This is a genomic window from Moorella naiadis (nom. illeg.), from assembly GCF_051020825.1.
In the GTDB taxonomy this organism is placed as follows: Bacteria; Bacillota; DSM-521; order Neomoorellales; family Neomoorellaceae; genus Neomoorella; species Neomoorella naiadis.
The window spans coordinates 12362-30110 of sequence record NZ_JAXGFQ010000013.1 but is presented as its reverse complement, the minus strand read 5'-3'; the positions used below and the strand labels follow the sequence as shown (position 1 = coordinate 30110).

15 protein-coding genes are annotated in these 17749 nt (G+C 55.6%); 10 read left to right on the top strand and 5 right to left on the bottom strand.

From position 1 onward, the window contains the following. Nucleotide 1: 1 nt before the first annotated feature. The 5 genes from SDD30_RS09830 to SDD30_RS09810 form a co-directional block, all read right to left on the bottom strand. The gene (locus SDD30_RS09830) at nucleotides 2-1285 is read right to left on the bottom strand and encodes a Ni/Fe hydrogenase subunit alpha (RefSeq protein ID WP_434074744.1); all 1284 of its coding nucleotides are present in this window, start codon (nucleotides 1283-1285) and stop codon (nucleotides 2-4) included. Then, nucleotides 1282-2043 carry an NADH-quinone oxidoreductase subunit B family protein gene (locus SDD30_RS09825; RefSeq protein ID WP_434074743.1) on the bottom strand — a complete coding sequence of 254 codons (762 nt, stop codon included), beginning with the start codon at nucleotides 2041-2043 and terminating at the stop codon, nucleotides 1282-1284. Before SDD30_RS09825 ends, SDD30_RS09830 begins: the two co-directional genes overlap by 4 nt. Then, nucleotides 2040-2885: an FAD/NAD(P)-binding protein gene (locus tag SDD30_RS09820; RefSeq protein WP_434074742.1), complete on the bottom strand. Its 846-nt coding sequence runs from the start codon at nucleotides 2883-2885 to the stop codon at nucleotides 2040-2042. Before SDD30_RS09820 ends, SDD30_RS09825 begins: the two co-directional genes overlap by 4 nt. A 2-nt stretch (nucleotides 2886-2887) precedes the next feature. Then, on the bottom strand, nucleotides 2888-3940 hold the full coding sequence (locus tag SDD30_RS09815; RefSeq protein WP_434074741.1) for a 4Fe-4S dicluster domain-containing protein: 1053 nt from the start codon (nucleotides 3938-3940) through the stop codon (nucleotides 2888-2890). Nucleotides 3941-4345: 405 nt separating this feature from the next. Beyond that, complete coding sequence (locus SDD30_RS09810) at nucleotides 4346-4987, bottom strand: response regulator (RefSeq protein ID WP_434074740.1); 642 nt, start codon at nucleotides 4985-4987, stop codon at nucleotides 4346-4348. A gap of 434 nt (nucleotides 4988-5421) precedes the next feature. Between SDD30_RS09810 and SDD30_RS09805 the strand changes: the two genes are divergently transcribed. The 10 genes from SDD30_RS09805 (at nucleotide 5422) to SDD30_RS09760 (ending at nucleotide 17740) form a co-directional block, all read left to right on the top strand. Continuing rightward, the gene (locus SDD30_RS09805; RefSeq protein ID WP_434074739.1) at nucleotides 5422-7494 is read left to right on the top strand and encodes a hypothetical protein; all 2073 of its coding nucleotides are present in this window, start codon (nucleotides 5422-5424) and stop codon (nucleotides 7492-7494) included. Further along, nucleotides 7460-7639 carry a hypothetical protein gene (locus SDD30_RS09800; protein WP_434074738.1) on the top strand — a complete coding sequence of 60 codons (180 nt, stop codon included), beginning with the start codon at nucleotides 7460-7462 and terminating at the stop codon, nucleotides 7637-7639. The genes SDD30_RS09805 and SDD30_RS09800 overlap by 35 nt, the downstream gene beginning before the upstream one ends. A gap of 60 nt (nucleotides 7640-7699) precedes the next feature. Continuing rightward, nucleotides 7700-7843, top strand: a complete 144-nt coding sequence (locus SDD30_RS09795) for a hypothetical protein (protein ID WP_434074737.1) — start codon at nucleotides 7700-7702, stop codon at nucleotides 7841-7843. A gap of 304 nt (nucleotides 7844-8147) precedes the next feature. Then, the gene (locus tag SDD30_RS09790; RefSeq protein WP_434074736.1) at nucleotides 8148-9638 is read left to right on the top strand and encodes a trimethylamine methyltransferase family protein; all 1491 of its coding nucleotides are present in this window, start codon (nucleotides 8148-8150) and stop codon (nucleotides 9636-9638) included. Between the two features lie 33 nt (nucleotides 9639-9671). Then, complete coding sequence (locus SDD30_RS09785) at nucleotides 9672-10304, top strand: cobalamin B12-binding domain-containing protein (protein ID WP_434074735.1); 633 nt, start codon at nucleotides 9672-9674, stop codon at nucleotides 10302-10304. A gap of 36 nt (nucleotides 10305-10340) precedes the next feature. Beyond that, a complete protein-coding gene (locus SDD30_RS09780; protein ID WP_434074734.1) occupies nucleotides 10341-11804 on the top strand; it encodes a trimethylamine methyltransferase family protein in 1464 nt (487 codons plus the stop codon). 26 nt (nucleotides 11805-11830) lie between these two features. Then, complete coding sequence (locus tag SDD30_RS09775) at nucleotides 11831-12628, top strand: methyltetrahydrofolate cobalamin methyltransferase (RefSeq protein ID WP_434074733.1); 798 nt, start codon at nucleotides 11831-11833, stop codon at nucleotides 12626-12628. A 49-nt stretch (nucleotides 12629-12677) separates the two neighbouring features. Further along, nucleotides 12678-14090: a trimethylamine methyltransferase family protein gene (locus SDD30_RS09770; protein ID WP_434074732.1), complete on the top strand. Its 1413-nt coding sequence runs from the start codon at nucleotides 12678-12680 to the stop codon at nucleotides 14088-14090. Nucleotides 14091-14121: 31 nt separating this feature from the next. Further along, entirely contained in the window at nucleotides 14122-16098 is a 1977-nt protein-coding gene (locus SDD30_RS09765) for a hydantoinase/oxoprolinase family protein (protein ID WP_434074731.1), read from the top strand. Between the two features lie 325 nt (nucleotides 16099-16423). After that, nucleotides 16424-17740: a PocR ligand-binding domain-containing protein gene (locus SDD30_RS09760; RefSeq protein ID WP_434074730.1), complete on the top strand. Its 1317-nt coding sequence runs from the start codon at nucleotides 16424-16426 to the stop codon at nucleotides 17738-17740. Nucleotides 17741-17749: the final 9 nt, after the last annotated feature.

Here is a 17749-nt window from a genome sequence, read left to right as displayed (position 1 = left end):
CTTATTCCCTTTCGATTTCCAGGCGTAGAAAGTGAACCGAGCAGGAGATGCAGGGGTCGTAATTACGAATGACCATTTCGCACTTCAGGGTGGCTTCTTCCAGGGGCAGGTTGAGGACGCCGGGGGCGAAGACCCGGAGGTCTTCTTCCATACTGGCTGCATTATGGGCCGTCGGGGTGACGATATCCGCCTCTGCAATCAGGCCCTGGTCATTAAGGCGGTAACTGTGGTAGAGAACACCACGGGGCGCTTCGGTGATGGCAAAGCCCTGTCCGGACTGGACGGTATAGGGCACGTCTTCCGGCCGGGGGTCGAGACGGTCAATTAAAGCCAGGCAGGCATCGATGCTGTGCAGGAGTTCGATGGCACGGGCCAGGGCGCTGTAAAAGGGGTTGGCGGTGGGGAAAACCCCGGCCTCTTTGGCTAACTTGCGGGCGACAGGGGTTAGCTTTTCCAGGTTGAGGTTGACCCGGGCTAGGGGTCCTACCAGGAAACTGCCCCGGCCTTCAATGTAAGAATGGAGGGCGTTGGAATGCTCCAGGTGGTGCTCCTTAATATGGCTGCGGTACTGCCAGGCCGGGATGTTCAGACCTTTAGTGGAAACCAGGCGGCCGCTGTTGACAGCGTAACTATTAGCGTCGCTTAAAGCGACGTGCTCGCAATCCCGCTCCAGGGTGGGTATGGAGAGGGAGGCTATCAGGTCGATGGTGGTCAGGGCCTCGGCCCGCGCCACGGCCAGGCGCTCGCCGATGGCCTGTAGTTCCTGCCGGCTGGGAACGGAAGTAAAGCCGCCGATGGTTGGCGTCACGGGATGGACCTCCCGGCCGCCGACGAGCATGGTCAGATCATTGCCCAGGCGCTTGAGTTCTAAGGCCCTTTGGACAGCCGGCAGGTGGTCTTGGGCCAGGGCAATAGCGCTCTCATAGCCCAGAAAATCGGGCAGGGCCAGGAAATAGATGTGCAGGGTATGGCTCTGGAGCCATTGGCTCAAGGCGAGGAGCAGGCGCAGGTCTTTCGTCTGCTGGCTGACTGTAACGCCCAGGGCGTCTTCCAGGGCTTGAATGGCCGTCAACTGGTGGGAAGCGGGGCAAATGCCGCAGATGCGCGAAACAATGCCCGGCACTTCGTCGTAGCGCCGGCCCACCAGGAAACCCTGGAAAAAGCGAGGGGGTTCGAAGATGCGCAGTTGCAGTTCGTTGATATTGTCATCTTTGACTTTAATCTTTAAAGCCCCTTCGCCTTCAACCCGGGCGATATAGTCAACCCGGATGATCCGTTCGGTCATAAAGCCTCCGCCCCTTTGCTGAATTCCGGCGTCATACCGGCGAATTTGCGGAAATAGCGCCTGATGTCGTTGTGGTGTAGGCCGTTAGCAACCATAGTCTGCGCCAGGGAAACAGTATTGGCGTCGTTAGCCGGGCCACGGCAGCCGTCACAGGGTTTGCCGCGGGAAGGGCAAAGGGCGCCGCAACCAGCCGTGGTAACTGGCCCCAGGCAAACCTGGCCCTCCGTGACAAACAGGCAGACATTCTCGTGGAGCTTGCATTCTACGCAGACGCTGTGAGGCCGTAAATACGGGCGCACGCCCAGCAAGGTGCTCTTGATAAAATCCAGCAATTCGTCCCGGCTTACCGGGCAGCCTTTGAGGTAGGCATCCACCGGTACGTAGTAATCGATGCCGTAGGCTGTGGTGGAATGGATGGCTGCCAGGTTGTTGTAAACCCGGCTTTCCACCACCCGCTGGGGCTGCCAGTTTTTAATAGAAGGCAGGCCGCCGTAACAGGCGCAGGAACCTAGGGCCACCAGCAGGCCGCACTCCTGGCGGGCCTTTTTCAACCGTTCGATTTCCTCACCGCAGGTGATGGCCCCTTCCACCAGGCCAATGTCGTAGGGGCCGGGTTCGTTTTCCCGGCGGGCCATGACGAAATAACTCAAGTCAATGGCCCCCAGGAGATCCAGGAGCATGGGCTCCAGATTAAGGATCTCCAGCTGGCAACCGGCGCAGGAACTCATTTTATAAACGGCTACCCGGGGCTTACTCATCTGGCCACACCTCCCAGAACGTCCTCCGGCAAGGTTAAGAGTTCGGCATAAGCAAAAACGGGGCCGTCGCGGCAGACGAACTTGGGGCCAATCTGGCATTTGCCGCACTTTTTAACGCCGCAGTTCATACGTCGTTCCAGGGAAACGTAGATCTGCTCCGGTTTAAACCCCCGGGTCAGTAATCCCTTCACTACATAACCCATCATAATCTCCGGGCCACAGGTAAAGACGGTGGTCCCTGGCGGCCGGGAGGACATATACCTGAACAAGTCGGTGACCATCCCCACCTGTCCGTCCCAGCTGACGCCGCTGGGTACGGCATCGACCGTCAGGCGCAAGGAGATACCCGCCTGGCACCAGGTGTCATACTCAACGGGATAAAGGAGTTCGGCCGGGGTGCGGGCGCCGTAAAGGACTTCTACCTGGTCGAATTCCTGGCGGCGATTGCTAATTTCCTGAATAACCGGCCGCAGGGGGGCCAGGCCGATGCCACCGGCAACGATCAGCAGGTTCTTGATCGGCAAGACATCCAGGGGCCAGCCCGTACCGTAGGGTCCCCGGATGCCCACCGTATCGCCGGGCTGCATGTTGCTTAAGAAATTGGTGACGTTGCCCACGTGGCGGACGGTATGCTGGAAGGTCTCCCCGTTGGCCGGGTTGGAGCTGATAGAAATCGGCGCTTCACCAATACCAAAGATCGTGAGCATGTTAAACTGCCCCGGCCGGAAGCGGAACCCCTGGCGCACACTGTTATCAACGAAACTAAAGGTATAGGTGGTGGTATCCGCTGTTTCCCTAGCAATTTCTTTAATGGCGGCGCGTTCGGGCTTAAAAGGATTCACCCTTACTCCCCCCTCAGGCGACTGATGACGTCGGTAATGTCGATCTTTTTGATGCAGGTCCGGATGCAGCGGCCGCAGCCAACACAGCCCAGGGTGCCGAACTGGGGTTCATAGTAGGCCAATTTATGGTAAATCCGTTGTTTCACCCGGGCATCCCGGTCTTTGCGGAAATTATGGCCTAAAGCCACCTGGGCGTATTCCAGCAGCATGCAGGAATCCCATTCCCGCTGGCGCTTACCGCTCTTGAGATTGAGGTCGATTTTATCCACCACGTTGTAACAGAAACAGGTGGGGCAGACCATGGTACAGGAACCACAGGCCAGGCAGTCGTGCATCAGTTCTTCCCAGATGGGATGACGGAAATTTTCTTCTAGGAGGTCATGCAGGCCCTGGGTATTGAGCTTTTTTTGGAACTTGCGCCGGGCATTCTCCAGCACCTTTTGTTTTTCTACCATAGCCACCCGAGGGGCAGGGGTCAGATCCATGGCCTGGACTAGTTCCTGGCCGCGGGGGCTGCCGATCTCAATAAGGTAACCCTGGCCCAGATCGGTCAAAAGGAGGTCGTAGCCTTCCTTGAGCTCCGGCCCGGTACCCAGAGATTGGCAGAAACAGTTTTCTCCCGGTGCGGTGCAGTTGAGGGCTACCAAAAGGGTATTGCGGCGTTTGGCTATATAATAAGGATCGGGGTACTCAGCGGTATAGGCTTTATCCAAGATTAAAATGGCGTGGACATCACAGGGATGAATGCCGAAGATAATCTGCGGTCGCTGTTCCATAGCGGTTTCGTCGATTTGCTGGTCTTCGTGAAAGGCAAAGAGGTCTTCAAAGGGGAGATGCAGTGTTTTTTTGGGCGGCAGCAGAGTGGTTGGATAAGCGAGCACCAGTTCGGCCGCATCTTTTATAGGTGCGAAAACGAACTCTTTGCCCTTGGCCACCGGACCGATGACGGTATAATCTTCCTTTAACGCCTGGATAAAGTGGTTTAACCTGGCGGCAGATAAATGGTAGAGCTGGGGTGCAGCCCACTCAGACTGACGGGCATAGGCAACAGACATCAATCTCCACCTCCAGAAGATTATGTGCTTGCAGACACCATCACAAGACTGGTTTTAAAAAAATAGAATTAACCTTATCCTTGCTTTCTCCTGTTACTTGGCGTTACAGTTCATAGTGTGAAAGTATCATCTAGCACTTATCCACCAATAACTTATTTTGTAACTACTTAGACCACCTTCCTTTCTCACCACTGTAAGCACTTTAGGCAGTCAGTCCCGCGCAGTTTTTAACTTATATTAAGCAGGCTGGCTGAGTAGTTACCTTGTTTTTAAGATAAACCTCATCGCTATCCCTGACCAGCCTCAAAAGAACTAAATACTGTAGTTCTTTCGGACTATTCCCTAAGCTACCCGACCATTGCCTTGACTAGAACAATCCGTACCGTTTGCAGCTACGTTTAACCCCTACTCCTTGAGCTTTACCAGGCCCTGCTGCAGGGCGTAGTGGACGGCTTGCTGGCGGTTTTTCGTTTGCAGTTTTTCCAGAATGCTGCGCAGGTGATTTTTCACAGTATTTTCGCTGAGGAAAAGCCGGCCGGCGATTTCCCGGTTGCTTAAGCCCTGGGCCACCAGAGTCAGGACCTCTTTTTCCCGTGGGCTTAAAGGGTCGCTTTTTTCCGTTGCTTTCAGCTGGGGCAGGATTTTTTTCGTCAGGGCGGCAGCCAGGGGCACCTCGCCACGGGCGACCTCCTGGAGAAGGTAATAGAGGTGCTGGGGTTCGACGGTTTTCAGCAGGTAACCCTCGGCGCCCACCTCCAGGGCGGCCCGGAAGGCCTCATCATCGTCGGCCACCGTCAAGATTACCACTTTAACCTCCGGTAACAGGGCTTTCAGGCGCCGCGTGGCTTCCAGGCCGTTCATCCGGGGCATATAGATATCCATGAGAACAATATTCGGCCTTAATTCCAGGGCCAGCTCGATGGCTTCCTGGCCGTTGCTGGCTTCGCCCACCACTTCAAAGCCTTCCCAACTGGCCATGAGCAGGCGCAGACCCTTACGGATAAGGGTATGATCATCAACTAGGAGGAGGCGATAGCAGGTCTTCATAGCCATCTCCTACCGTTCAAAAAAACGTATTTGGAGATGCTAAATTAATAACTTTCTTACAATATTATACGCCATAGTTGTTCCCTGTTCAACATGTCAAATATAAAATATTACTTTCGCGTACCTGACGCAGGTAATAGCGAAGACTTGATTGGGCCGCAATTACAGAAGGTACCCTATGACTCACGCGTTATTTAGCGAAGCTGTCAAGGGGCCTGTAACCCGGCAGTCGGGTTAACCATCCGGTAGAGGAAGACGTTTTTTGTTGGTGGTAAAGAGCGGGTGCAAAAAAGGGGTAGCCGGGATCACGTCGAAACTAATGTAGTATCAGGAAAGAATATACAAAAACTACCCAGTAGGGTGATTGGACGAGGTTGCATGAGCCGAGCGAGGCAAAAGATGGCAATCAAGGGTAAATCGAGGAGAGAAACGGGATGTTGTGGTTTTCCCTGGCCACCCTGGCCCTTATAACCGGGGCCTGGCTGATGGCGACCCGGATGGAACTAAAGACGAAGGTCGATGGCTGGCTGGCCATCGGTGTGCTGGCCATGGCCGGGCAGGTGTTGATTCTTCTGCTGGCCGGGGTAGTATTGCGGCGGCTTAACCTGGCGCCAGTTTTCCTCCTGACCCTGGGCTGGGCCGGCCTGGGGTTGCTGGTATGGAGGCTGGGGAAAAATAAAAACGGAAGAACTCTGTTCCGTCCTGGTGAAGAAGCCAAGGGAAGCGATGATACTTTATATATCAAGGGTGGTATAGAAACTAAAGGGGTGGGGACTCCCAGGGCAGCTGGAGAAGCTAAAAACGCAGCAGGGAACGGAAAAACAGCGGTAAGCCGGGCAACCGATCCCGGCCAGGGGGGAGGTGCGGGGTGCCATCCGGTACAGCCGGAAGATACTTTTACCGGCCTGCTCCTCAGGTTAACCGGCGTTATCCTGGCCTTCAGCCTGGCGGCCCTGGTCGTGGGGTGGATTTATCTTCCTCCCTTTGCCTGGGATGAGATCTGGTACCACCTGACCCCCATGGCCGCCTGGTACAAACAGGGGGCCATTACCCGGCTGCCGGAGGCCCTTCTCTGGCAGCACTATGATCCCACTCAGGTGACTTCCAAAGAGCTGGCCCGGGATTTAAGCGTAGCCTTCAACTGGGCTAATGTTTACCCCTTGAACGCCGAACTCAATGCCCTGTGGATTATGGTCCTGACGGGCAACGACTTGCTGGTTGATGCCACCCAGTTCCCCTATGTTTTAATCGGCGCCCTGGCCACCTTCGGCCTGAGCAAGGCAGGAGGCGCCCGCCGGCAAACCTCGGTGCTGGCGGCCATGCTCTTCCTTTTGACTCCCATGGTTCTGATCCACCTGCGGGTGGCCTATGTCGACGCCGCCTTCGGGGCTATGGTCGCCGCCGCCCTTTACCTGTTCTTGCGGTGGCAGGCGGAACGCAACTCTGGTTACGCCCTGGTCCTGGGCCTGGCCCTGGGGCTGATGATGGGGATGAAGTCTACGGGGGTCGCTTTTGCCGCCATCCAGGTTCTGGCCATCCTGGGTTCCGGCTACTGGCAATACCGGCGCGGGTTATTCCAGAAAAAAGCCCTGGGACTGCAGGTAACGGTCATTCTTCTGGCCCTGTTGGTCACCGGATCTTTCTGGTACTTGCGCACCTGGTGGTTTTACGGGAACCCCATTTACCCTGTCCAGCTAAAGGTGCTGGGCTGGAGCCTCCCTGGCCTGGGAAGTATCTCCCAGCTCTTTATGACCGCCAATACCCCGGCGGCCTACCGGGGCCGCAGCATCATCCTCAATATCCTGACTTCCTGGTTGGAGCTGGGCAATGAATCCTATAATTATTACTCCCGCACCCGCGGCCTGGGCCCGGTCTGGGCGGCCCTGGCCCTGCCGGCCCTTCTACCCTTTACAGTGGCCGCCTGGCGGCGCCGCCGGCCCCCTGTCCTTTGGATGGTCGGCCTGACCCTGCTCTTTTTAATGGTGCAACCGGCCGCCTGGTGGCCGCGCTACGTCCTTTACATAGTGCCGGTCGGGTTGGCGGCCCTGGCCTGGGTTTATGAGCGCCTCGAAATCAGGTTGCAAACAGCGGTGGCCGGGATCCTGATCTTGAATCTGGTGGTGGCCACCGGTTTAACCCTGGTGGAAACCCTGGACAAATTGCCCGCCGCCATGCGGCTCCCTCCCGCGCAGCGGACCTTCGGGGAATTATACTTTAGCGATTATGCCTGGGTGGACCGGCTACCCCCCAGCCGCATCGGGTACACACCCATGGCCTGGATTTACCCTCTCTATGGTGGTCTTAAGAACCAGGCGGAGCTCATCGATGGCAACTCGGCGGCGTCCTGGCGGGAAGCCATTATAAAACAAAGGGATGATTATGTAGTTACCAATCCCCAGTACGGCGCCTATGATGCCTGGGCGCGTTCAATGCCGGATTTATTAATACCTTGGCAGAAGGGAGAGATGATTAATGTCTACCGGGTCCGGCAGGGGCCGGGAGCTTGACGACCGGCTCTCTGCTTTCTGGTCGTTTTTTTATATTGGCGCGGCCCTGGTGATAACCTTTCTTTATTACCGCAACCTGGGCCTGTGGCGGCTGCTGGAAAACGCCCATAAATGGTGGGAATGGGCCCGGGCAACCCTGGGCTAAGATGCCTCCCAGGGGGTTTACAGCCAGTACCGGCGTACCTCCTGGCCGGAGCGGCCTTCAGTGGTAGCCCGTTTGTGGCGCTTTATACCCTCTACCGCTGGAGACCCGTCCCGGGAGCAGCCCGTAATCCTGGGAGGCCGTTATGACCTGCCGCAACGCCACGCCGCCCTGGTTAACCAGCACCGGGGTAGGGGCAAGGGATAAAGCTGGCTAAGCCAGGGAATAAAAAGGGATAAAAGATCCGGGGTGAGCCTGTAATTACCCCGGATTTTTCCTTGGTTGAGGGTTTAAGCAGAAGAATAAGCGAAAAATTCCTGAAAAGTACATTATTTTCCCGAGGAAATGGGTGGAATACAGAGAATATCCATATTATCTATATTATCTAATGAAAAGATATCTTTGTTGCTGCGGGTAAAGGAGGTTGAGGTAGAGGTAGAGGAGAAAAAACAGGCGTTAGAACTTATTCCCGCAGGTTAAGTAACTTGGAGAGGGAAAGGGGGAACGTAAGGTGGCAAAAAGCCAGTATGTTCGGGCTAATTATGAAGTTAATGCTACCCCGCAATTCAGCGTTTTAAGCCGGGACCAGTGCGAGGCAATTTACCTGGGGGCCATCGAAGTTTTAGAGCGTACCGGCGCGGAGATTCATAGTGAGGAGGCCCTGGCGATCTTCCGCCGGGGCGGCTGTTGGGTGGATGGTAACCGGGTCCGGTTCCCATCGCGCTTGGTTGAGTGGGCCGTGCGCACGGCGCCGTCACGGATCGTTATTTCCGATCGCAATGGCAAACGTACCATGTTCCTGGAATGGCAAAATGTTTATTATGGTCCCGGGCCGACCAATACCTTTACGCTTGATCCCTTTACCGGCGAGCGGCGGCGGCCCACCAAGGCGGACACTGCCAGGGCGGCCATCGTGGCCGATGCCCTGCCCAATATCGCCTATGCCATGGATAATGGGACGCCCATGGATGTAACGCCTACCCTGGCTGATGTCCATGCCTTTCAGGCCCTGGTAACAAATACGACGAAACCTATCATCCACTGGGGTTTTGGGGTAAACCAGTACCAGGATATTGTGGATATAGCAGCGGTAGTCGCCGGGGGAACAAAAGAGTTGCAGCAGAGGCCCTTTTTTATCCTCTACGCCGAATCCAGCCCGCCGTTGCGCCATTCGGCCGAAGCCATTGACAAGGCGATCTTTACTGCCCGGAACAACCTGCCCTGCATTTACACCCCCTGTGTCCTGGCCGGCGGGGTAGCCCCGGCTACCATGGCCGGCGCCCTGGTAATAGCAGTGGCCGATTTCCTGGTAGGCCTGGTAGCCGGCCAGCTGGTGCGGGAAGGAAGCCCCTTTATTATGGGCGGTTTGATTTCCATCATGGATATGTCCAGTTCCATTCTCTCTTACGGCGCGGCTGAACTGAGCCTCCTGTCGGCGGCTTTGACCAATGTAGCGCGCTACATGGGACTGCCGATGTTCAGCACAGCCGGGTGCGGCGACGCCAAGGTGATTGACACCCAACTGGCCATTGAAGCGGCCTTTTCTATCCTGGCAGCCGGCCTGAGCGGCGCCAACCTTATCCATGACTGTAACTACATGGAATACGGGGCCACTGGTTCCTTAGAATTAATGGTCATGGACGATGAGATTATTGGCATGGTCAAACGCATCCTGCGGGGGATTGAAGTTAATGACGAGACCCTGGCCGTGGATGTGATTGACCGCGTCGGTCCTGGCGGCCATTTTCTGGGAGAAGAGCATACCCTCGCTCACTTCCGGGAGGAATTCTGGTGGCCAACCTTGATCAGCCGCCTGCGCTACGATGAGTGGAAGATGAACGGGGCCAAGACCATGGGGCAAAGGGTTAAAGAAAAAACCCAGCGTATTATTAATGAACATCAACCCGAACCACTGCCTGACAAAGTTTTAAAGGAAATCCAGGCCATTATTGATCGGGCTGAGGCTCGTGAGGCGGTATTAAAGACTAAACTCAAAAAATAAAAAACAATATCGGACAATAAGGAGGAAAAAACCATGGTCAATTTTGCCGAAATTTCCGGAGCTGTTATTGCCGGACAGGAAGCCAGGGTCAAAGAATTAACCAGGGGGGCCATTGATAGTGGGGTTGACCCGCTGGTTATTATTAATGAGGGGTTAATTGCCGGTATGACGGTCGTGGGTACCCGCTTCAAGGCCGGGCAAATGTTTGTCCCGGAGGTGTTGATGTCCGCCCGGGCGATGAACGGTGGCATGGAACTGGTCAAACCCTTGCTGGTAGATAAAGAGGTACCTTCAGCCGGTAAGGTGGTTATCGGTACAGTCAAAGGCGACCTGCACGATATTGGTAAGAACCTGGTGGCCATGATGCTGGAGAGCGCCGGGTTTACAGTAGTTAATCTGGGGGTTGACCTGGCACCGGAGAAATTTGTCCAGGCCATCCAACAGCACCAACCCCAGATCATGGGCATGTCAGCCTTGCTGACTACAACCATGCTGGGGATGAAGGATACGATTGAAGTTTTAAAGGAAGAGGGTTTGCGGGACCAAGTCAAAGTAATCATCGGCGGGGCGCCTATATCTCAGGATTTTGCCAATGAGATTGGCGCCGATGGTTTTGCTCCTGACGCCGCTTCGGCTGTCGAACTCTGCAAGCAGCTTTTAGCATAGGAACAGGCTGGAAAAGGAAGAAAGGGGTGAGCGGGGATGCCGGTAAGGAGCAACTATGTGGCCAACGGCAGCACCATTTTCAGGGTGCTTTCCCCCGACCAGTGCGAGGAAATCGTCCTGGCAGCGGAAGAGGTGCTGGAAAGGACAGGAACGCTGGTTCATGATGAGGAAGCCAGAGAACTCCTGCGCAAGGCCGGCTGCTGGGTTGATGGTGCCAGGGTGAGATTTCCCTCTTATGTTGTCGAAAGAGCCTTGCGTTCGGTGCCGCAGCGCGTTACACTGTGCAATAGCCGGACGGGTTCCCGGGATGTGCTTTTAGAAGGGCATAATGCCTATTTCGGCACCGGCTCGGATACGCCTTTTTATATCGACCCCTACGACCAGCAGCGCAAACGTTCCTCGAAACAGTCAGTCGGCTGGGCCTGCAAAGTCATCGACGCCCTGCCCAACCTGGATTTTGTCATGTCCCTGGGTATTGTCCAGGACGTGCCGCTCTTGATTTCCGACCGTTATCAGTTCGAGGCCCAGGTACTCAATACGGGCAAGCCGATTGTTACGACTGCTCATGATATTTATGGTTTCAGCGATATTATCGAGATGTGCGAGATTATTGCCGGTGGTGAAGAAGAACTGCGCCGCCATCCCTTTATGACCCTGTATGCCGAACCGATTTCACCCTTGCAACACGCCTGGGAAGCGGCTTCCAAGCTGGTACTGGCGGCGAAGAAGGCTTTGCCGGTAGTTTATACTCCTTGCGTCATGGCCGGGGGAACAGTGCCGGCTACCATGGCCGGGGTGCTGACCAATGGCCTGGCTGAATCCTTAAGCGGGCTGGTTATCAACCAATCAACCCGTGAGGGAGCGCCCTTCATTATGGGCGGAGTGTTTACCATCATGGATATGTACAGCACAATCTTCAGCTACGGCTCGCCGGAATTTAACCTGTTAATGGCCGCCCTGGCCGACCTCGCCCATTACTTGAAGATACCCATGTTCGGCACCTGCGGTTGCACCGATTCCTGCCTTGTAGACGAGCAGGCAGGGATTGAAGCGGCCCTCTCCATTGCCATGACCGCTTTAAGCGGGCCGCACTTAAACCACGACGTGGGCTATATAGAGTATGGCTCGACGGCTTCCCTGGATTACCTGGTGATTTGTGATGACGTCATCGGGATGGCCCGCCGCCTGGTAAGGGGTATCCAGGTCAATGACGCCACCCTGGCCCTGGACGTGATTGATAAAGTCGGGCCTGGCGGGCATTTCCTGGCGGAAGACCATACAATGCAATACTTCCGGGGCGAGAGCTTCTATCCCACGCTGATCAACCGCCAGCGCTATGATAACTGGCTGGCCGACGGGGCCAAAACGCTGCAACAACGGGCCAACGAAAAAGTGCGCGCCATAATCGAAGATTATGAACCTGATCCCCTACCCAAAGACGTGCAGCAGAAAATCCACGCCATTATTGAAAGAGCGGAAAGCAGGGCCCGTTACCGTTAAATTAGGCAATGAAGAGGTGGCAGAAGATGCTGATTGTAGGGGAATTGATCAATACCAGCCGCAAGGCGCTTAAAGCAGCGGTAGAGGAGCGCCATGCCGAGTATATCCAAGACATGGCCTGTAAGCAGGTTGAAGCCGGAGCGCATTATGTCGATGTTAATTGTGGGACAATGATTCATAATGAAGCGGCAATAATGAGCTGGCTGGTAGAGAATATCCGGGCAGCAGTAACGGCACCCCTCTGCATTGACACCCCCAACCCCAAAGCCATGGAGGCGGGGCTGGCCCTGGCGCAGCAGGGCCAGCCCATGGTCAATTCCATCACCGCCGAGAAGGAACGTTTCCAAATCTTTCTACCCCTGGTCTTAAAATACAAGGCCAAGGTTATTGCCCTGTGCATGGATGATCGCGGCATGCCGGAAACGGCGGCTGATCGTAAAGATATTGTCCGGCGGCTGGTGACGGACTTGACAGCCAGCGGGGTACCCGAGGACGACATCTACCTGGATCCCCTGGTAAAGCCCATTAGTACTGGTGACCGTGCCGGTTTGGAAGTCCTGGAGACGATCTATTATATTCGTAACGAATTTCCGGGCGTTCATACCATCTGCGGCCTCAGCAATATTTCTTACGGCCTGCCTCACAGGAAGGTTTTAAACCAGGCTTTTATGATCCAAACCATGACCGCCGGAATGGATGCCTATATCCTGGATCCCCTTGATAAAACTATGATGGGATTTGTGTATGCCTCCCAGGCTTTGCTGGGCCAGGATCCTTTCTGCGGCCAGTACCTGGCGGCCTACCGGCAGGGCTTGTACGGCTAGTCATGGTTTACAGAAATGTTGAACATGCTTTCGTGAAAGGGGAAAAACGTTGTCACGGCCAGTCCTAACTGTGTTATCCCGGGATGAAATTGAAGCCATCAAGGCGGGAAGCTTGAGAATTCTGGAAAGCACCGGGATAAGTATAACCTATGCCCCGGCCAGGGAGGTACTGCAAGCTGCCGGGGCACGAGTAGAAGGAGAATACATCTTCTTTCCGTCCCGGCTGGTGGAGGAGGCTGTAGCCAAGGCGCCGCGCCAGTTTACTATTTATGCCCGCAACCCGGCACGGAACGTAACCGTAGGTAGCGGCCAAATGGTCCTGGCGCCGGGCTATGGCGCGCCTTTTATCACTGACGGCAGCGGGAAAAAACGCAGAGCTACTTGGGACGATTTTGTTGTCCTGGCCAGGTTGGCCGGTGCCAGCGAAAATATAAATATTTCCGGGGGCGTGCTGGTCGAGCCGGTTGATGTACCGGCTGGCAAACGACATAAGGTAATGCTGTACAGTTGTATGGCCAACTCGGATAAGCCTTTCATGGGTAGCGCTACCGGAGCAGACCACGCGCGTGATTCCATCGCCATGGCGGCGCGGCTTTTTGGCGGGGAGAATGTTATCCGGGAAAAACCGGTAATGATTACCCTTATCAATTCCCTTACGCCGCTGATGTTTGATGAACGTATGACAGGAGCCTTAATGGCCCACGCGGAGGCCGGCCAGCCCCTAATTATCGCCTCCCTGGCCATGGCTGGTTCCACTTCCCCCGCCACCCTGGCTGGTACCCTGGCCGTGCAAAACGCAGAGGTATTGGCAGGGATTGTCCTGGCGGAAACCGTCCGGGAGGGGACGCCGGTAGTTTACGGTTCCGCTTCTTCCATTACTGACATGCGCTACGGCTCTTTAAGCATCGGCGCGCCGGAGGGAGCCTGGCTCGTGGCGGCCACCGCCCAGATAGCCCATGCATATGGCTTCCCCTGCCGGGCTGGCGGTTGTCTTAGCGACAGCAAGTTGCCCGACAGCCAGGCGGCTTATGAAAGCATGATGAATTTGCAGTCTGCCGGCCTGGCTGGCGTGGACTTTGTCCTCCATGCAGCCGGGATCCTGGAATCTTATCTGTCCATGTCGCTGGAGAAGTTTGTTATCGATGACGAGATCTGCGGCATGGTGCGCCGCTATTTGGCCGGTACCCGGGTTGATGTCGACGGATTGGCGCTGGAATTGATAGAGGCAACTGGCCCGGGCGGGCAGTTCCTGACCAGCGAGCATACCTACCGTCATTTCAAATCCGAGTTCTGGCAACCAAGCCTGGCTAGCAGGAGCAGCTACGACCAGTGGCAGGTCGACGGGGCCAGGGACCTCCTTGCCCGGGCAAGCGTAAGGTTGAAGGAGATGCTCGCGGGTTATGAAATTCCAGCCCTCGATCCCGGCCTTGACCGTGAATTAAGAGCTATGGTGGAAGCATAGGCGCGCTGGCGGCTGGAATGGAGTGACAGTGATGCCTTTAGCCCTAGGCATTGATACCGGCGGCACTTATACCGACGGCGTTTTATTGGAATTGTCGACTGGTGAAGTCAAGAAAAAAGCAAAGGCCTTTACCACCAGAAAAAATCTGGCTCTAGGGATCCGGGAGTGCCTCCGGGGGCTGGCAGGAGGTGGCCTTCGTCAAGTATGCCTGGTAGCGCTGTCAACGACCCTGGCCACCAATGCCATTGTCGAAGGAAGGGGTTGCCGGGTCGGGTTAATCCTCATCGGTCACGAAGCGACTGGTGACCTACCGGCCCAGGAAGTCGTGGTGGTAGGTGGAGGGCACGATATTAAAGGGCGGCCGTTAGCTGCCCTGGATCGTGAAGGCCTGCGCCAGGCCGTAAAGAAAATGCAGGGCAAGGTGGATACCCTGGCCATTTCAGGTTACCTGAGCGTCCGCAACCCGGAACACGAGCTGGCGGCCCGGGCGATAGTGCAGGAAAACTGGCCTGTACCGGTGGTCTGCGCCCATCAACTAACTACCACCCTGGGTTTTTATGAGCGGACGGTGACGGCCTGCCTTAATGCCCGCCTCCTCCCCGTTATTGCCGAACTGCTGGCGGCGGTAAAAGAGGTGCTCACGGCCGAAGATATCCGGGCGCCCCTTATGGTGGTCAAAGGTGATGGTTCCCTAATGGCCGAAGCCCTGGCCAGGGAAAAACCTATTGAAACGATTCTTTCCGGCCCGGCAGCCAGCATTGTAGGAGCCACTTTTCTAACGGGCAGCAAACGCGCCCTGATCCTGGATATGGGCGGTACTACTACCGACATCGCCATCGTGGAGGAGGGTCGCCCGCGCCTGAACACTGAAGGAGCAACTGTTGGAGGCTGGCGTACCCGGGTGGAAGCGGCTGACATCAGTACTTTCGGCCTCGGGGGTGATAGCTATATCCGCGTATCCCCGGACCGCAAACTCCTGGTGGGCCCGCGCCGGGTGTGGCCCCTGGCTGGTATGGCCAGGCAATTCCCCAGCCTGGTGGCAGAGTTACGCCTGGTTGACCCTGCCAGGGAAATTGTAAACGGCCAGCCAGCAGATTGTTGGATGCTGGTCAGGGATTCCCGGGTCAGCGGTGAATGGCAGGATGATGAGCGCCAGGTGCTACGAGCCCTGGCCGACGGGCCGCACAATATTTTGACTCTGGCGGCCCGGGTGGGCCGGGACCCCAATTTGTTGCCCCTCAGGAGGCTGGAACAGGAACAAGTGGTGGGGCGGATTTCTTTTACGCCGACGGATGCCCTCCATGCCCTGGGGCGATTTACACCCTGGAATGTCGCTGCCGCCAGGGAAGGCGCCGTTATCCTGGCCCGCCGCATGCAGGTGGAGCCAGAAGAGTTTCTCGCCCTGGCAATGGAAAAGGTGGAAGCCGGGATAAGCCGCGCCATCCTGCAGAGCCTGGTAAATCGCGAAGGAATGGAACTGGACCTGAAGGACGATCCCGGCGCCTCAATATTTTTCCAGCGTTTCCTGGCCGGCGCCCCTAAGGGTGGATTTGGGGTGGATATCCATCTCGCCTACCCGGTGGTTGCCATCGGTGCCCCGGTGGCTGCTTACCTGCCGGCGGTGGCCAGGAGGTTCCGGGCCGAGCTGGCCATCCCTGAGCACGCCGAAGTGGCCAATGCCGTGGGAGCGGCTGCCGGGCAAGTGGTAGAAACTGTCCGGGTGCTGATAAAACCGGGAACAGAAGGAGGTTTTGTGGTCCATGCTCCCTGGGAGCGCCAGGCATTCCTTTACCTGGATGACGCTGAAAGGTATATCATGGAAAAAGCCAGGCAGGTAGCGGCGGCCAATGCCCTGCGGGCTGGAGCAGCGGACCCGCAGGTCCTGGTGAGCCGGGAAGAGGCTGTTAGCCGTACTGCCGGGACAGGGGAAGAAGTTTACCTGGAGACCCGCATCCAGGTAACTGCCCTGGGCCGGCCCCGCGGAGAAAGATATGCCAACCACGGATGAATGGCGGGACAGACTAAATCACAGCCATTCTAGAACATCCGGCAGGAAAAAAATAAGTGGCAACGAAAGTCTATATAATACCCCAAAAGACTGGCCATATTTTTACTGAAATTCAGTTAACGGATGGATTTTCTTGAAAAGTGCATAATTTTACAGAGGGTAACTTGGAAGAATGGTGAATTTAAAATTTTACGATTACAAATCAGCGCTGGACCTTAACGAACATTAAAAAGGAGGGATAAAAAAGCAGGGGAAGGCCATATGCTGCCTGGGTGTAGCACGAAGATAACGGGATGAAAACAAGGGAGAGGAAAGGAGGAAGATAATGTTAACCCAAGGGGGTAGCCTGCTTCCGGCCACCATGGGAGCAATTGTCGACCAGCGTTTGCTGGAACATATCCTGGCAACATTTAGCAAGGCAACTGGTCTCAGGGTGATTATCGTTAACGAAGAAGGGGAAGTGGCTGTTACCCCAATTGATTCTATCGGTGAAAGCCTTTTTTGCCGGCTTGTCCGGGGAACTCCTGCGGGGCGACAGCGATGCCGGCGCTGCTATGCCCGGGCCGGCAAAGAAGCGGCCAAGTACGGCGAACCCTATATTTTTCGCTGTCATGCCGGGCTGGTGGAATGGGCAGCCCCGGTCATGATCGGCGAGAAGCACGTAGCGACGATTATTTGTGGCCAAGTGCTGATGTGGGAACCGGAAGACTTTTTCTGGGAAGAAATTGAAGAGATGACCCGGCCCCTGGGGCTTGAGTCCCGGGAATTGATGGAAGCTGCCCGGGATTTACCGGTTATTTCAGCGGATCGAGTTCAGGCGGCGGCGGAAATGCTGTTTGTTACTGCCAATCACATCATGCAAACCGGAATGACAACTTTACGCCAGCGACAAGAAATTACCGCCCAGCAGGCCCGGTTAAATGAAGAAATGCAGGCCAGGAAACTGCTGGAACAAGCCATGGAACGTTTGGATGCCAGTTCCAGTTGTATCTATTACCTGCGCAGGGAGCAGGAACTAACAGCCAGGGTGCGCCAGGGCGACCGCCAGAGGTCTTACCAGGTCTTAAATGCTGTTTTAGCCGATCTCCTGGAAAGATACCCCAGCAACCTGGGCGAAGTAAGGGCCCGCATCCTGGAACTACTGGTCATCCTCTCGCGGGCGGCCATTGACGGCGGGGCCGATCTCAAAGAACTGCTGACCCTTAATTCCCGCTATGTGGAAGAAATTAATCATATCCAGTCCATTGAAGAGTTTTGTTTATGGATCACCCGGGTATTAGGAATTTTCCTGGATCATATAACTAAAGCCAAAGGCATCAAAAACTTGCAGGTAATCCAAAATGCCGCCGATTATATTCGTCTGCATTACCGCTCCCGCTTAACCCTGGAAGAGATAGCTCGGCAGGTTTATGTCAGCCCGTCGTATTTATCACGTTTATTCAAAAAAGAGATTGGTTGTACGGTGATTGAGTATTTAACCAAGGTGCGGATTGAAGAAGCGAAAAAGTTTCTCCGCAATCCGCAATATAGCGTCAGCCAGGTGGCAGCAGAGATTGGCTTCGAGGATGCCAACTATTTTAGTAAAGTCTTCCGCCGCCTGGAAGGCATCACGCCCAGCGAATATAAGCAAAAGGCTATCTGAGGGGCTGAA

What these genes read in the sequence shown, in the direction of transcription:
- SDD30_RS09830 (WP_434074744.1), bottom strand. Translation starts at nt 1,285, where the DNA reads ATGACCGAACGGATCATCCGGGTTGACTATATCGCCCGGGTTGAAGGC.
- SDD30_RS09825 (WP_434074743.1), bottom strand. Translation starts at nt 2,043, where the DNA reads ATGAGTAAGCCCCGGGTAGCCGTTTATAAAATGAGTTCCTGCGCCGGT.
- SDD30_RS09815 (WP_434074741.1), bottom strand. Translation starts at nt 3,940, where the DNA reads ATGTCTGTTGCCTATGCCCGTCAGTCTGAGTGGGCTGCACCCCAGCTC.
- SDD30_RS09810 (WP_434074740.1), bottom strand. Translation starts at nt 4,987, where the DNA reads ATGAAGACCTGCTATCGCCTCCTCCTAGTTGATGATCATACCCTTATC.
- SDD30_RS09805 (WP_434074739.1), top strand. Translation starts at nt 5,422, where the DNA reads ATGTTGTGGTTTTCCCTGGCCACCCTGGCCCTTATAACCGGGGCCTGG.
- SDD30_RS09800 (WP_434074738.1), top strand. Translation starts at nt 7,460, where the DNA reads ATGTCTACCGGGTCCGGCAGGGGCCGGGAGCTTGACGACCGGCTCTCT.
- SDD30_RS09785 (WP_434074735.1), top strand. Translation starts at nt 9,672, where the DNA reads ATGGTCAATTTTGCCGAAATTTCCGGAGCTGTTATTGCCGGACAGGAA.
- SDD30_RS09780 (WP_434074734.1), top strand. Translation starts at nt 10,341, where the DNA reads ATGCCGGTAAGGAGCAACTATGTGGCCAACGGCAGCACCATTTTCAGG.
- SDD30_RS09775 (WP_434074733.1), top strand. Translation starts at nt 11,831, where the DNA reads ATGCTGATTGTAGGGGAATTGATCAATACCAGCCGCAAGGCGCTTAAA.
- SDD30_RS09765 (WP_434074731.1), top strand. Translation starts at nt 14,122, where the DNA reads ATGCCTTTAGCCCTAGGCATTGATACCGGCGGCACTTATACCGACGGC.
- SDD30_RS09760 (WP_434074730.1), top strand. Translation starts at nt 16,424, where the DNA reads ATGTTAACCCAAGGGGGTAGCCTGCTTCCGGCCACCATGGGAGCAATT.